Annotated in this window: 13 protein-coding genes; 2 read left to right on the forward strand and 11 right to left on the reverse strand. The window is 72.5% G+C overall.

Going from position 1 to position 14,479, the window contains the following annotated elements; all coding sequences use genetic code 11:
* Nucleotides 1-442: 442 nt before the first annotated feature.
* Nucleotides 443-1,747, reverse strand: coding sequence for a tyrosine--tRNA ligase (gene tyrS / locus ACFXOZ_RS19910; protein WP_375894013.1), 1,305 nt, complete (start codon nucleotides 1,745-1,747; stop codon nucleotides 443-445).
* A gap of 298 nt (nucleotides 1,748-2,045) precedes the next feature.
* On the opposite strand from tyrS, the gene ACFXOZ_RS19915 reads away from it, so the two are divergent.
* Nucleotides 2,046-2,576 carry an HNH endonuclease gene (locus ACFXOZ_RS19915; RefSeq protein ID WP_375893871.1) on the forward strand — a complete coding sequence of 177 codons (531 nt, stop codon included), beginning with the start codon at nucleotides 2,046-2,048 and terminating at the stop codon, nucleotides 2,574-2,576.
* Between the two features lie 83 nt (nucleotides 2,577-2,659).
* Here the strand turns inward: ACFXOZ_RS19915 and ACFXOZ_RS19920 are convergent, their stop codons facing one another.
* The 7 genes from ACFXOZ_RS19920 to ACFXOZ_RS19950 form a co-directional block, all read right to left on the reverse strand.
* Nucleotides 2,660-4,621: a PQQ-binding-like beta-propeller repeat protein gene (locus ACFXOZ_RS19920; RefSeq protein ID WP_380591744.1), complete on the reverse strand. Its 1,962-nt coding sequence runs from the start codon at nucleotides 4,619-4,621 to the stop codon at nucleotides 2,660-2,662.
* Nucleotides 4,622-4,786: 165 nt separating this feature from the next.
* Nucleotides 4,787-5,092, reverse strand: a complete 306-nt coding sequence (locus ACFXOZ_RS19925) for a 4a-hydroxytetrahydrobiopterin dehydratase (protein WP_375893876.1) — start codon at nucleotides 5,090-5,092, stop codon at nucleotides 4,787-4,789.
* Between the two features lie 59 nt (nucleotides 5,093-5,151).
* On the reverse strand, nucleotides 5,152-5,331 hold the full coding sequence (locus ACFXOZ_RS19930; protein ID WP_360241223.1) for a DUF1272 domain-containing protein: 180 nt from the start codon (nucleotides 5,329-5,331) through the stop codon (nucleotides 5,152-5,154).
* Nucleotides 5,332-5,404: 73 nt separating this feature from the next.
* Complete coding sequence (locus tag ACFXOZ_RS19935; RefSeq protein WP_375893878.1) at nucleotides 5,405-6,163, reverse strand: sulfite exporter TauE/SafE family protein; 759 nt, start codon at nucleotides 6,161-6,163, stop codon at nucleotides 5,405-5,407.
* 259 nt (nucleotides 6,164-6,422) lie between these two features.
* Nucleotides 6,423-7,475, reverse strand: coding sequence for an SPFH domain-containing protein (locus ACFXOZ_RS19940; protein ID WP_350506797.1), 1,053 nt, complete (start codon nucleotides 7,473-7,475; stop codon nucleotides 6,423-6,425).
* Nucleotides 7,476-7,485: 10 nt separating this feature from the next.
* On the reverse strand, nucleotides 7,486-7,908 hold the full coding sequence (locus ACFXOZ_RS19945; RefSeq protein WP_380591746.1) for an NfeD family protein: 423 nt from the start codon (nucleotides 7,906-7,908) through the stop codon (nucleotides 7,486-7,488).
* A 119-nt stretch (nucleotides 7,909-8,027) separates the two neighbouring features.
* Entirely contained in the window at nucleotides 8,028-8,819 is a 792-nt protein-coding gene (locus ACFXOZ_RS19950) for an ABC transporter ATP-binding protein (RefSeq protein WP_380591748.1), read from the reverse strand.
* A 150-nt stretch (nucleotides 8,820-8,969) separates the two neighbouring features.
* Between ACFXOZ_RS19950 and ACFXOZ_RS19955 the strand changes: the two genes are divergently transcribed.
* Nucleotides 8,970-9,773, forward strand: a complete 804-nt coding sequence (locus ACFXOZ_RS19955) for a hypothetical protein (RefSeq protein ID WP_380531449.1) — start codon at nucleotides 8,970-8,972, stop codon at nucleotides 9,771-9,773.
* Between the two features lie 54 nt (nucleotides 9,774-9,827).
* Here ACFXOZ_RS19955 and ACFXOZ_RS19960 read toward each other — a convergent pair whose 3' ends face one another.
* The 3 genes from ACFXOZ_RS19960 to ACFXOZ_RS19970 form a co-directional block, all read right to left on the reverse strand.
* A complete protein-coding gene (locus ACFXOZ_RS19960) occupies nucleotides 9,828-10,481 on the reverse strand; it encodes a response regulator transcription factor (RefSeq protein ID WP_360241205.1) in 654 nt (217 codons plus the stop codon).
* Entirely contained in the window at nucleotides 10,474-11,670 is a 1,197-nt protein-coding gene (locus tag ACFXOZ_RS19965) for a GAF domain-containing sensor histidine kinase (RefSeq protein ID WP_375893892.1), read from the reverse strand. Before ACFXOZ_RS19965 ends, ACFXOZ_RS19960 begins: the two co-directional genes overlap by 8 nt.
* 170 nt (nucleotides 11,671-11,840) lie before the next feature.
* Nucleotides 11,841-14,414, reverse strand: coding sequence for an FHA domain-containing protein (locus ACFXOZ_RS19970; protein WP_380591750.1), 2,574 nt, complete (start codon nucleotides 14,412-14,414; stop codon nucleotides 11,841-11,843).
* Nucleotides 14,415-14,479 lie beyond the last annotated feature (65 nt).

Raw genomic sequence — 14,479 nt, forward strand, 5'->3', positions numbered from 1 at the left:
TGGCACGCTGTTGAGTTCTCAAGGAACGGACGCTTCCTTCGGACCGCCTTCCAGCGGGCCCTCCGGGCGCTTCGTTCTTTCGTGTTTCCAGCTTACCAGACGTTTTCCGCTCCGTTTTCCGGAGTTTCATTCATCCGATTTTCCGAACTGGTCGGGCCGCTTTTCGCGACGACCACCACTTTAGCGCATTTCAAGAGTGACTCGAAATTCACGATCACACCGTGTCGACGAATACGCCGACGAACCCAATTGAATGGGCTTCGAAGTGTGAGAGTGGGTCTTGCTGAGTGGGGTGGCCGCTCCAGCGACTCGTTCAACACTAGGCCACCTGGAGGACATCGTCAAACGTCGAGGGCGGGATCCGGCTGGATCCCGCCCTCGATCATCGAAGCCGCAGTTCAGCGGCGTCGGTTTTCAGTCACTCGGTCCTTCGGCGGCTCGGTCACTCCACCGAGTCGGCCGGCTCGGCCGCCACCGCCGACGACGCCGGCACCAGCTCCGCCGCCGCCAGGTTCCGCTTGCCGCGCCGCAGCACGAGCCAGCGCCCGTGCAGCAGGTCGGCCTCGGTCGGCACCGCCTCCTCGTCCGTCACCTTGACGTTGTTGAGGTAGGCGCCGCCCTCCTTGACCGTCCGACGGGCGGCCGAACGGCTCGGCGCCAGGCCGACGGCGACCAGCAGGTCGACGATCGGCTGGAGCTCGGCGGTTTCGGCCTTCGGGACCTCGGCGAGGGCCGCGGCCAGGGTCGGCGCCTCCAGGTCGGCCAGGTCGCCCTGCCCGAACAGTGCCTTGGACGCGGCGACCGCGCGCTCGTACTGCTCGGCGCCGTGCACCAGCGTGGTGAGCTCTTCGGCCAGGGCGCGCTGGGCGAGGCGGGCGGCGGGGCGCTCGGCGGTCTCGCGCTCCAGCTCCTCGACCTCCTCCTTCGAGCGGAAGCTGAAGATCCGCAGGAAGTTGGAGACGTCCCGGTCGTCCGCGTTCAGCCAGAACTGGTAGAAGGCGTACGGGGTGGTCAGCTCGGGGTCGAGCCAGACCGTGCCGGACTCGGTCTTGCCGAACTTGGTGCCGTCGGCCTTGACGATCAGCGGCGTGGCCAGCGCGTGCACGGACTTGGCGTCGGCCTTGCGGATCAGGTCGGTGCCGGCCGTGAGGTTGCCCCACTGGTCGCTGCCGCCGGTCTGCAGGGTGCAGCCGTAGCGACGGTTCAGCTCCAGGTAGTCCATGCCCTGGAGGATCTGGTAGCTGAACTCGGTGTAGCTGATGCCCGCGTCGGAGTTGAGGCGTCGGGCGACGGCCTCCTTGGCGATCATGTTGTTGACGCGGAAGTACTTGCCGACGTCGCGCAGCAGGCTGATCGCCGACATCCCGGAGGTCCAGTCCAGGTTGTTGACCATGCGCGCCGCGTACGGGCCCTCGAAGTCGAGGAAGCGCGAGATCTGGCCGCGCAGGCGCTCGACCCAGGCGGCCACCGTCTCGGGGTCGTTGAGCACGCGCTCGGCGGTGGGCTTCGGGTCGCCGATCAGGCCGGTGGCGCCACCGACCAGGCCGAGCGGGAGGTTCCCCGCCTGCTGGATGCGGCGCATGGTGAGGATCTGCACCAGGTTGCCGAGGTGCAGGCTGGGGGCCGTCGGGTCGAAGCCGCAATAGAACGTGACCGGGCCGTCCGCGAACGCCTTGCGCAGTGCGTCCTCGTCGGTGGACAGGGCGATCAGCCCACGCCACTGCAGCTCGTCGACGATGTCCGTCACGGTCACGCTTCTCCTTCGATCGGGCGTCCGCCCGTTGTCGGCCCGGTTCGGTTCGGTCGGGCCCCGGGTCGGTACGACTCCAGCCTGATAGAGCCTACGCGGTTCCGGCCAGCGAGTTTTCCCCGAGGCACCGGGTCCGTCGGGCGGTGTCCCTCCCCCGGGTTCCTCCCCGATACCGGAAATTCCGTTGTTAGTCGGCTGTGGGCCCATTCAGAGTGGTTTCACCGCCGCGCGGCGGCAGTGACGTGTGTGGAGACGGTCGTGCCGCCGTGGCACGCCCGTGGGAAGGGTGTGCCGAGTGCGCAACACGCTGGTTCTGAACGCGAGCTACGAGCCCCTGACGACGGTGTCGCTCCAGCGCGCCGTCGTCCTGGTGCTCCAGGACAAGGCGGTGGTGGAGCAGGCGCATCCGTTGCGCTCGATCCGGGGTACCGGTGTAGCCGTTCCGGTGCCCCGGGTGATCAGACTGCAGAGGTACGTGAGGGTGCCGTTCCGACAACAGGCCCCGTGGTCGCGGCGGGGTGTCCTGGCCAGGGACCAACACCTGTGCGCGTACTGCGGGCACCGGGCCACCACGGTGGACCACCTGCACCCCAAGTCACGCGGTGGCGAGGACAGTTGGCTGAACACCGTGGCCGCGTGCGCCGAGGACAACCAGCGCAAGGCCGACCGGACACCCGAGCAGGCCGGGATGAAACTGCTCCGGCGCCCGTTCGTCCCGACGCCCCAGGCCACTCTGATGCTGGCGCTCGGTCTGCGCGGGTCGGAGGCCCGGGAGCTCGCCGACTGGCTGCCGGCCGTACCGGGGCAGCCCGTCACTGCGGCCTAGCCACGGCCCTGGAAGAGCCCTGGGAAAGCCTAGGGGGCATCCCGGCGACGGCCCGGCCACCCACGCGGCCGGGCCCCGCAGGCTCAGCCCTTCGCCTGGAAGCCCGCGGCCGTGCCGTAGTTGGCCGCGTGCTCGGGCACCACGACCACCTGCCCGCCACCGATCAGCACCCGCCCGGAGAGCAGCAGCGAGCCGGTACCGGACGGGAAGTTGCCGCCGACCGCCTCCTGGCCGCCCGCAAGCGGGAAGCGGCCGAGGCGGGCGGGCTGGTCGCGGCGCTCGTCGGCGGCCAGCACCAGCGAGCCGCCGTCGATGCCGACGGCCCGGGCGGTGCCCTTGGCGGCGGTCGGTGCCTTCCAGCGCTGCTTGCCGGTGTCCAGGTCGTAGCCGACCGCGGACACCGGCCCGCCCGGGTTCGCCGGGGTCATCGCGGCCACCATCGTGCGGCCCTCGAAGAAGACCTCGGGGGTGGCCGAAAACGTTCCGTGGGTGAGGACCAGCCGGCCGCCGTCGGTGACCACCGGGATCTCGGCGGCCGGGTCTCCGGCCGGCCCCCAGGCGAACACCCGGTCGTCCTCGGGCTTCGCTCCGGTGGTGAGCACCACGGCGGGTTCGGCGGAGAGCACGGTGACGGTCTTCGGCTGGTTGTTCAGGCCCCGCCACCAGCCGACCTTGCCGTCCGCCGCGTTCAGCGAGACGGCCTGGTCGGCGGGTGTGGAGTCGGCGCAGGTCGAGGCGACCAGCACGGTCTTCCCGGTGACGCCGCCGGAGAGGGTGCAGAACTTGCCCTGGCCGGTGTACTGCCAGACGTCCTTCCCGTCGGCCGACGCCCAGGCCACCGCCCGGTCGTCGCCGACCGCGATCACCATGTCCTCGGTGACACCGATCCGCGCCGAGTAGGCGCCCTTGGCGTCCGAGACGGTCTTGGTCCAGACGGTCCTGCCGGTCTTGGTGTCCACGGCGGCGACCAGCGTGCAGGGGCTCTTCGGGTCGGCCTGCGGCCGGAACAGGACGACGCCCAGCCCGGCCTGGTTCACGCCCGCCGACAGTCCGCACGGGACGGCCCCGGCCGCCGGGGGCTCGACCGACCAGGTCGGCTTGCCCGCCGTCCGGTCGTAGGCGTGCACGCCGGAACCGTCGGCGCGGACCACCGCGTCGGCCAGCAGCCAGCTGCCGACCAGCGTGTCGTCACCCGCGGGCTGCGCGGCGACGGGCTGCGCGGACCAGGCCTTGGTGTGCGCCACCGCGAACCCGGGCTCGCCTCCGCTGCTCGCCGCCGCACTCCCGCCGCCCTCGGCACCGACCGTCAGCGCGGCGGTTATCAGCACCCCGAGCGCCGCCACCCCGGCACCGGTCCGCACCAGCAGGGCCCGTCGACTGGGCACGTGCTCCCCGGTCAGGACGGCCGACCGGACCTTGCCCACCAGCGAGGAAGCACCGGCGGAAGCGGAAGACGAAGACGACGCGGAAGCGCTGCCACCACGCCGGCCCGCCCGCGAGCGCCCGGCCGATGCGGCGGGCTCGGCGGGCTCAGCCGGCTCGGCAGGCACGGCACCGTGGTCACCGGTCTCCCCCACGGAGGTCGCCGGCTCCGCCGGGGACTCCTCCAGCCGCACGTACCCGTCGGCCGAGTACTCCGCCCCCGCCGGGACGTACAGTCCGTCCGCCACCGGTCGCTCCTGCGGCTCGACGGCGTACGGCTGCTGCCCGTAGTCCGGGAACTCCGGGTACTCCGAGTACTCCGGGTACCCGGAGTGCGGCTGCTGGTACGGCTGGTGCGGCTGCTCCTGGGCGTACCCGCCCTCGACGTGGCCGGTCTGCCCGTAGCCGCCCTGCTGGTCGTAGGCCGGCTGCCAGTGACCGCCCGGCTGCTCGTGGTGCGGCGCCTGGGGCCACTGCCCGTGCGATTCCGACGGCGACTGCGACGACTGCTGCTGCCACTGCGCCTGCTGCTGGTCGTGGTACCCCGGCCAGCCCTGCTGCGGGCCCTGGGGGTACCACGGCTGCTGCTGGGCGTGGGGGTCTCCGAAGGGCTCCTGCGCCACCGTTCCGTCCCTCCCTGCCCCCACTGCCTGCCGATTGCGGCAGTCAGCATCTCACGCCCGCCCCGACCGACCGCCCGGCCCCTGGGCGCGGGGCCACAGCGGGCCACAGCGGGCCGGAACGGGCCGGCGCGGGCATGCGCGGGCCGGACCAGGACAGAGCGACCCTCAGGCCGCGGACTCCGCGCGCAAGGCCTCGTCGATCCGGGCGGCGAGGGTGAAGTCCAGGCCGGTGAGACCGCCGGCGCTGTGCGTGGACAGCACGAAGCGCAGGGTGCGCCAGCGGATGTCGACGTCGGGGTGGTGGTCGAGCGCCTCGGCCTGTTCGGCGACGGCGACGACCACCCGGATCGCGGCCGGGAAGTCGGGGGCGTCGGCGCTGCGGACGATGCTGTCGCCGTCCCGGCGCCACAGCGGCACCGCCGCCAGGGCCGCCACGGTCTCGTCCTCGCTCAGTCGGGCCCTGCTGCTCATCGGTGCGCTCCGGGGGTCGTCGGTCGGACCGGCGGGGTGCCGGTCGGGCGGGGTGCCGGTCAGGCGGCCTTCCGACGCGGACGGACCACCAGTTCGCCGCCGCAGTTGGGGCAGTTGGCGGCCATGGCCTCGGTGCAGTCGGCGCAGAAGGTGCACTCGAAGGAACATATCGAGGCGGGGCCGTCGGCGGTCAGCGACACCTCACAGCGCTCGCAGATCTCGCGCATCTCCAGGGCCATGGCACACTCTCCGGTTCACGGACGACGGTTCGGTCGGTCGTACGATCCCACAGCCGTCCGAAGCCCGGTCAACTCAGCTCAGCAGCAGCTTGGTGACGGCCGCGAGCCCGACCACCACGATGACCCCGCGCAGCGCGGCCGGCGGGAGGCGGCGGCCGACCTTGGCGCCGATCAGGCCGCCGACCAGCGAGCCCGCCGCGATCAGCCCGGCGGCCGTCCAGTTCACCGTCGAGGTGAACAGGAAGAACAGGGCGGCGACCCCGTTGACGATCAGCGCCAGCGCGTTCTTCACCGCGTTGATCCGCTGCAGCTCCTCCTGGAGCAGCATGCCCATCAGCGCCATCAGCAGGACGCCCTGGGCGGCGCCGAAGTAGCCGCCGTAGATGCCGGTGAGGAACACCCCGGCCAGCAGCACCGGGCCGCCGTCCGGATCGCCGTCGGCGCGCCGTCGGGCCGCGACGGCCTTGGCCACCCGGGGCTGGACCACCACCAGGACGAGGGCGAGCAGGATCAGCACCGGGACGATCGCGTCGAAGGCGCCGCTGGGCAGTCTGGTCAGCAGCAGCGCACCGAGCAGCCCGCCGAGCAGCGAGGCGGTGCCCATCCGGCGCAGCCGGCGGCCCTGGCCGGCCAGTTCGCGGCGGTAGCCGAACACGCCGCTGAGCGAACCGGGCACCAGGCCGAAGGAGTTGGAGATGTTGGCGGTCACCGGCGGGATGCCGACCGCGAGCAGGACCGGGAAGGTGATCAGGGTGCCGGAGCCGACGATCACGTTGATCATCCCGGCACCGACGCCGGCCACCAGGACGGCGATCGCCTCCCAGAGCGTCATGGGTCACCCCTCCTCGTGGTCCTGTCCGAGGGGATCATGCCGGACGGCGCACCGGCCCGACCAGGCCCGACCACCATTCGGGACGTACGCCACACCGCCGGGGCAGCACGCGGGACGCGGCCCGGGCGCCACGCGGGACGCCGCCCGGACGCCGACCGGAGAAACAGCGGGGCCCGCCACCAGCAGGCAGCGGGCCCCGACCGGAGGACCGGTCCGACCACTCCGGGTCGGTCACTCCGATCCGATCACTCCGGGTCGATCACTCCGGGTCGATCTTGCGGTACTCCCGCGCCGGGTCCACCCGGGGGCGGGCGGCGCCCTTCTCGACGTCCACCGGCCGCGGCCCGGCCGCCGGGTCCAGCGGCACCTGGGTCGCCGCCGGGGGCGCCTGGGGGACGCTCGGCGCGGCCACCGCGCCGCCGTTCATCCCGCCGCCGTTGCCGGTCAGGCCGCCGAAGGCCCCGCCGAGGCCCTTGAGCGCGTCGCCGACCTCGCTGGGGATGATCCAGAGCTTGTTGGAGTCGCCCTTGGCCAGTTCGGGCAGGGTCTGCAGGTACTGGTAGGCGAGCAGCTTCTGGTCGGCGTCGCCGTCGTGGATGGCCTCGAAGACCGTCCGGATCGCGGCCGCCTCACCGTCGGCGCGCAGCACCGCGGCCTGCGCCTCACCCTCGGCCCGGAGCACGTCCGCCTGCTTCTCACCCTCGGCCTTGAGGATCTGCGCCTGGCGCTGGCCCTCGGCGGTGAGGATCGCGGCGCGCTTGTCACGGTCGGCGCGCATCTGCTTCTCCATCGAGTCCTGGATGGAGGTCGGCGGCTCGATCGCCTTGAGCTCGACGCGGTTGACCCGGATGCCCCACTTGCCGGTGGCCTCGTCCAGCACCCCGCGCAGACCGGCGTTGATGACCTCGCGCGAGGTCAGGGTGGACTCCAGGTCCATCGAGCCGATGATGTTGCGCAGCGTGGTGACGGTCAGCTGCTCGATGGCCTGGATGTAGCTGGCGACCTCGTAGGTGGCGGCCCGGGGGTCGGTGACCTGGTAGTAGATGACGGTGTCGATGTTGACGACCAGGTTGTCCTGGGTGATCACCGGCTGGGGCGGGAACGGGACGACCTGCTCGCGCAGGTCGATCCGGTTGCGGACCCGGTCGATGAACGGCACGACGATGTTCAGCCCCGCGTTGAGCGTCCGGGTGTAGCGGCCGAAGCGCTCCACGATCGCGGCGCTGGCCTGCGGGATGACCTGGATCGTCTTGATCAGCGCGATGAAGGCCACCACGACCAGGACGACCAAAACGATAAGGACGGGTTCCACGGACTCTCCCCTAGACGACCAGGGCGGTCGCGCCCTGGATTTCGACGACGTCGACCTGCTGCCCGGGCTGGTAGACCTGGTCCGGGTGGAGCGCGCGGGCCGACCAGATCTCACCGTTGAGCTTGATCCGACCGCCCTCCCCGTCGACGGTTTCCGCGACGACCGCGGTGGCGCCGTGCAGCGCCTCGATGCCCATCTTGACCTGCGGGCCCTTCTGGAGCTGCCGGTAGGCGATCGGCCGGACGAAGGCCACCAGTGCGACCGAGACCACCAGGAAGGTCACGGCCTGGAGGACCACCCCCGCGCCCAGACCGGCCGCGCCGGAGGCCACGAGCGCGCCGATCGCGAACATGGCGAACTCCGGCATCGCGGTGAGCACCAGCGGTATGCCGAGCGCTGCGGCGGCCAGGAGCCACGAGGTCCAACTGTCCACACGACCATCCTAGGGAGCGAAGGGCCTTCGAGGCGGACAGTTCCCGCAGGTCGAGGGGCGGAAACCGGTCGCACGTGCGACCGGTTCCGACAGCCTCGGCGAAGCGGACGGACCCGGGGTCAGCCCAGCGGCAGTCCCTGCGCCGACCAGCGGTCGCCGTGGCGCTCCAGGGTGAGCGGCAGGCCGAAGCACTTGGAGAGGTTGCGGGCGGTCAGCTCGGTGTCGATCGGGCCGGCCGTGAGCACCCTGCCCTGGCGGATCATCAGCACGTGGGTGAAGCCGGGGGCGATCTCCTCGACGTGGTGGGTGACCATCGCCATGGCCGGCGCGAACTCGTCCTGGGCCAGCGCGCCGAGCCGGCGGACCAGGTCCTCCCGGCCGCCGAGGTCCAGGCCGGCCGCCGGCTCGTCGAGCAGCAGCAGCTCGGGGTCGGTCATCAGGGCGCGGGCGATCAGGGTGCGCTTGCGCTCGCCCTCGGAGAGGGTGCCGAACTTGCGGCCGGTCAGGCTGGCCATGCCCATCCGGTCGAGCAGGGCGAGGGCGCGGCCCTCGTCGGACTGCTCGTAGGACTCCTGCCAGCTGACCGTCATGCCGTACGCCGCGGTGAGCACGGTCTGCAGCACGGTCTGCTCGGCCGGCAGCTTGTCGAACATCGAGGCGCCGGCCAGGCCGATCCGGGAGCGCAGCTCGAAGACGTCGATCTCGCCCAGCTTCTCGCCCAGCACCGAGACCTTGCCCGAGGTCGGGAAGAGGTACGAGGAGGCGATCTGCAGCAGGGTGGTCTTGCCGGCGCCGTTCGGGCCCAGGATGACCCAGCGCTCACCCTCGGAGATGGACCACGAGACCTGGTCGACCAGCGCGCGCCCCTCCCGGACCACGGATACGTCCACCAGCTCCAGCACGTCGCTCATGCCCACGCCTTCCCCAAATACCAAAAATGTCGGCCGTCGGTGCGGGCGGCGGACCGACCCCGGCAGCCGGTGGGCACGGGATGGGTGCGCCGCACGCGCATGGGCAAACCTACGCCACGCGGATGACCGCCGATTCCGTAGGCTGGCCGGATGCTCGTGACTCCTGCCGACAATCCGTACGAAGAGCCCCGTTCGGGGCGGCTGACCGCCTGGGGCAACGCTCTGCTGAGCGGCCTGGTGGCGCCGGACGACGCCGCCGAGGCCGTGCTCGGCGCCGACGAGGGCCACCGGGTGACCGGGCTGCCCGGGGACGCCCCGGGCGAGCAGCACGCGCTGACCTGGGCGTTGGGGCGGCTGCGGGTGCTGGGCGTGAAGGGCCTGCGGCTGGCGCTGCCCTCGGCCGGGCACCCGCTGGGCCTGACCGGCCCGGCGGTGTTCAACGAGCGCGCCATGGCGGCCGGCGAGGCCGTGCTCGCGGTCGGCGCACCGCTGGGACTGGTGCCGGAGATCACGGTGTTCGGTCCGGCGGGCGACCGCTCGGCCACCGTGCTGTGGCGCTGCGCCGAGGTCGGCGACGCCCCGCCGGCGGACGTGCCCTCGCTGCACGAGGCCGAGCGCGAGCTGGCGGAGGGGCTGCGCGAGGCGACCGTCCTGCTGGCCGGGCTGGACGTGGCGGGCGCGGGCCCGGAGGCGCTGCGCGCCCTGGAGGCGTACCGCCGGCGCGGCCACGCCGAGCTGCTGGCCCCCGGCTACCCGCCGCGCGCCGTCCGGGTGCTGGAGTCGGCCCGCCAGGTGTCCGCCCTGCTGGCGATCGCCGCGGGCGGCCACGGCGCCGCCGTGAGCGCCTCCGAGATGGCCGCCCGGCAGTCGGTGCTGGCCCCGCTGCGGCGCACCGCCCGGCGGGCCCAGGTCGCCGCCTACAACGCCCTGGTGGACGAGCGCGAGGACCACTGACGGTCGCGGGAACGGCGGGGAGGGAATCGCCGGGAGGGAACCGGGCGAGGGGCCTCAGGCCCGGGCCTCGCCGTTGCGGACGGCCCACAGCGCGGCCTGGGTGCGGTCGGCGAGGTCCAGCTTCATCAGGATGTTGGAGACGTGGGTCTTCACCGTCTTCTCCGACAGGTGCAGGCTGCGGGCGATCTCCCGGTTGGAGCGGCCGTCGGCGATGTGGCCGAGCACCTCGCGCTCGCGCTCGGTGAGGGTGCCGCCGCGGCCCTGCGGGGCGCGCGGGCCGTCGTCGGCGAGCAGCGCCTCGGCCAGTTCGGGCTGGAGCAGCACGTGCCCGGCGTGCACCGAGCGGATCGCCCCGGCCAGCGCCTCCGGGTCCACGTCCTTGTAGACGTATCCGGCGGCGCCGGCCCGCAGCGCGGGGACCATGGTGCGGTGCTCGGTGAAGCTGGTGACGATCAGGATCCGGGCCCGGCTGCCGCCGTCCTTGAGGGTGCGCAGCGCCTCGATGCCGTCGACGCCGGGCATCTTGAGGTCCATCAGGACGACGTCCGGGTCGAGTTCGCGGGCGCGCTCGACGCCCTCGGCCCCGTCGGCGGCCTCCCCGACCACCTCGATGTCGTCCTGGACCTCCAGGAAGGTGCGCAGCCCGCGGCGGACCACCTGGTGGTCGTCGACCAGCAGGACGCGGATCGACGGCGTGCTCTCAGGCACCGGGGACCTCCATCTCGACGAGCGTCCCCTTGCCGGGGGCGGACTCCAGGGTGAGCGTGCCGCCGACGGCGGCCGCGCGGTCGCGCATCGAGGCCAGGCCGAGGTGGCGGCCGGCCCGCCGGACGGACTCGGGGTCGAAGCCCCGGCCGTCGTCGCGCACCCGCAGCACGGCGCCGCGGGCGGGGGTGCCGGCCAGGGTGACGGTGACCCGGCCGGCGCCGGAGTGGCGCAGCGCGTTGTGCAGCGCCTCCTGGGCGACCCGCAGCAGCGCGGCCTCCTGGGCGGGCGGCAGGGCGCGGACGCCGTCGGCGGCGAAGGCGAGGTCGGCGGTGTGGGCGCGGTCGAGGACCTGCACCTGGGAGGCGAGGGTGGCGCTCAGCCCGTCCTCCTCCAGGGCGGCGGGGCGAAGTTCGACCACCACGGCGCGCAGTTCGTCGGCGGCCTCGGCGGCGAGCCGGGCGACCTCCTCCAGCTCGGCGCGGGCCCGGGCCGGGTCGCGGTCGACGAGCTTGGCGGCGGCCTTGGCGGTCAGCCGCAGCGAGAACAGCTTCTGCGAGACGGCGTCGTGCAGGTCGTGGGCGATCCGGGCGCGCTCGCCGGCCAGGGTGAGTTCGCGGCTGCGTTCGTACAGCCGGGCGTTGGTGAGGGCGAGGGCGGCGTGGGCGGCGAGGATCCGCAGCAGTTCCTCGTCGTGGTCGGTGAACAGGCCGCCGCCGCGCTTGTTGGCGAGGAAGATGACGCCGGTCACCCGGGGTTCGTCCTCGCCAGCCTCGGTGTCGAGGATCGGCATGCCGAGGAAGGCGTCCATCTCGGGGTGGGCGGCGGGCCAGCCCTCGAAGGCCGGGGCCTTGCGGACGTCGGTGAGGCGGGTGGGGCCGGTCTCGTGCAGCAGTTCGGCGAGCACGCCGTGCTGGCGGGGCAGCGGGCCGATGGCCCGCCACTGCTCGTCGGTGATGCCGTCGACCACGAACTGGGCGAAGCCGCCGTGGTCGTCGGGCACGCCGAGGGCCGCGTACTCGGCGCCGAGCAGGTCGCGGGCGGAGGCGGTGATGCGGCGCAGCACCTCGCGGACCTCCAGGTGCCGGCTCATCGCGAGCAGGGCCTGGCTGACGGCCTCGATGCCGGCCAGCGGGTCGCAGGCGGAGCGCGGGTCGAGGGGGGTCCGGTGGTCACCGGTCGGGCTGGGCATACCGCCAAACTACCGCCGGCGCGGGGGCGTCCGCGTCCGTCCCCGGCCGCTCCGGGCGCGGGTCCGGGGACCTAGGCCGATGGGCCCACCCGGCGGGCGGGCGGGTGGCCGGCAACGCCGAAGGGCGCTCCCCCGGAACCGGGTGGAGCGCCCTTCGGCGGCTGCGGACGTCAGCCCTTCTGCATGACCTCGGGCTCGTGCCGGCGCTGCAGCCGGGTCACGATCACGCCGATCACGACCGAGATGACGATCAGCACGCCCGCGTCGATCGACCACTGGGCGACGCTGTGGGACCACAGCGGGTCGTAGTTGGGGTTCTGGAAGTCCTTGTTCCAGGGGCCCATGAGGTGCGACAGGTCGAGCGTGGTGGACACCATGCCGGTGCCCCAGCGGGCCGGCATCAGCCAGGCGACCTGCTCCAGGCCGGGCTTGCCGAAGATCTGGAAGAGGCAGCCGGTGAACACGACCTGGACGATGGCGAACATGACCAGCAGCGGCATGGTCTTCTCGGCGGTCTTCACCAGCGCGGAGATCATCAGGCCGAACATCATCGCGGCGAAGCTGAGCAGGATCATGCCGATGGTCATCTCGATCATCGGGATGTTCTTGACGATCAGGCCGTGCTCGGGGAGCTTGCGCGGCAGGAAGCCGACGGCGGAGATGATCGCGCCCTGGATGACCGAGAAGACGCCCAGCACGATGATCTTGGACATCATGTACGCCGACCGGGACAGGCCGGTGGCCCGTTCCCGTTCGTAGATCGCCCGTTCCTTGATCAGCTCGCGGACCGAGTTGGCCGCCCCGGAGAAGCAGGCGCCGATCGCCAGGATCAGCAGGATCGTCGCGGCCCCGTTGTTGAGGTGCAGCTGGGTCTTCGGGTTGGGGGCGAGCCCCGGTTCGTTGGGGATCAGCACGCTGACCGCGCCGATCACCGCGGGCAGCAGCACCGACAGCGCCAGGAAGCCGCGGTCCGAGGCGAGCACCGACATGTAGCGGCGCATCAGCGTCCACAGCTGCGAGCCCCAGCTCTGCGGCTTGGGCGGGCGGACGGCCTCCTGGGCGACCTGGACGTGCTGCACCTCGCCCGCCTCGACGGTCGGGGCGGAGTACTGCTGGTAGTGCACCGAACCGCGGTAGCGGCCGGCCCAGTCGTGGTCGGGGTAGTTCTCGAAGGCCTGGAAGACGTCCGCCCAGGTCTCGTACCCGAAGAAGTGCAGCGCCTCGTCCGGCGGGCCGAAGTAGGCCACCGCGCCGCCCGGCGCCATCACCAGCAGCCGGTCGCAGAGCGCGAGTTCGGCCACCGAGTGGGTGACGACCAGGATGGTGCGGCCGTCGTCGGCCAGGCCGCGCAGCATCTGCATGACCTCGCGGTCCATGCCCGGGTCGAGGCCCGAGGTGGGCTCGTCCAGGAAGATCAGCGAGGGCTTGGTGAGCAGTTCGAGGGCGACCGACACGCGCTTCTGCTGGCCACCGGAGAGTGCGGTGATCTTGTTGTCGGCGCGCTTGTCCAGGCGCAGCTCGTACAGCACCTCGTCGATCCGGGCGTTGCGCTCGCTCGCCTCGGTGTCGCCGGGGAAGCGCAGCTGGGCCGCGTACTTGAGGCCCTTCCGGACGGTCAGCTCGCGGTGCAGGATCTCCGACTGCGGCACCAGGCCGATCCGGGAGCGGAGTTCGGCGAACTGCTTGTAGAGGTTGCGGCCGTCGTACAGCACCTCGCCGCGGTCGGCCGGGCGGTAGCCGGTGAGGGCGCGCAGCAGGGTCGACTTGCCGGAGCCGGACGGGCCGATGACGGCCACCAGGGACTTCTCCGGGACGCCGAAGCTGACGTCGTCGAGCAGGACCTTCTTGCCGCCCTTGTGGTCGACCTCGACGGTCAGGTGGCGGGCGGAGAAGGAGACCGCGCCGGTGTCGACGAACTCCTGCAGCTGGTCGCCGACCAGCTGGAAGCCGGAGTGGCCGACGGTCAGCCGGTCCTGCGGGCCCATCAGCTGGCGCTGCACCCGCTGGCCGTTGAGGAAGATGCCGTTGTGGCTGCCGAGGTCGACGATCTCGTAGCGGCCGTCCGGCAGTTGGCGCAGCTCGGCGTGGTGCCGGGAGACCTGGAGGTCGGACACCACGACGTCGTTGTCCAGCGCGCGGCCGATCCGGACGGTGCGCATCCCGGCCGTCAGGTTGCGGATCACCGTCGGCTGCGGGCCGCCGCCGTGCTCCGGCGGGGCCGGGAAGCCCTGCTGCCCGGGGAAGCCGCCGTGCTGCGCCGCCCGCTGGTCCTGCGGCACGTACTGCTGCGCGGGCTGCTGCTGCGGCCAGGCCTGCTGCGCCTGCGGCTGCTGCTGGTACGGGTCCTGACCCGCCCAGGCCTGCTGCGGGGCGGGCTGCTGGGGCGTCGGGGCGGGGCTGCGGCTGGTGACGGCCTCGTGCACCGGGGTGGGCTGCGGGGCGGCGGCGTGGGCGGGTGCGGAGAAGGCGAGTCGGGGGCCGTTCTCCGGGTTGCCCAGGTTCACCACGGCACCGGGGAACAGCTGGGCCTGCATGGTGCGGGCGCCGGCCACGTAGGTGCCGTTGGTGCTGCCGTGGTCGTCCAGCTGCCAACCGCTGCCGTTGAAGCCGATGGTCCCGTGCTGCCAGGAGACCCTGGCGTCGTCGAACGTGAAGTCCGACTGCGGGTTGCGCCCGATGGTGTAGGACCGCCCGGGCTCAAGAGTCCGCTGCTGTCCGTTGATATCAATGACGAGTTGCGGCACTGCTTGCCTGCCCCGCTCTCTCGGTTCCCCCGATTTGGCCCCCGACCGGGGGTGCACTGTTCCTC

The sequence above is a fragment of the Kitasatospora sp. NPDC059160 genome, assembly GCF_042755465.1.
GTDB lineage: Bacteria > Actinomycetota > Actinomycetes > Streptomycetales > Streptomycetaceae > Kitasatospora.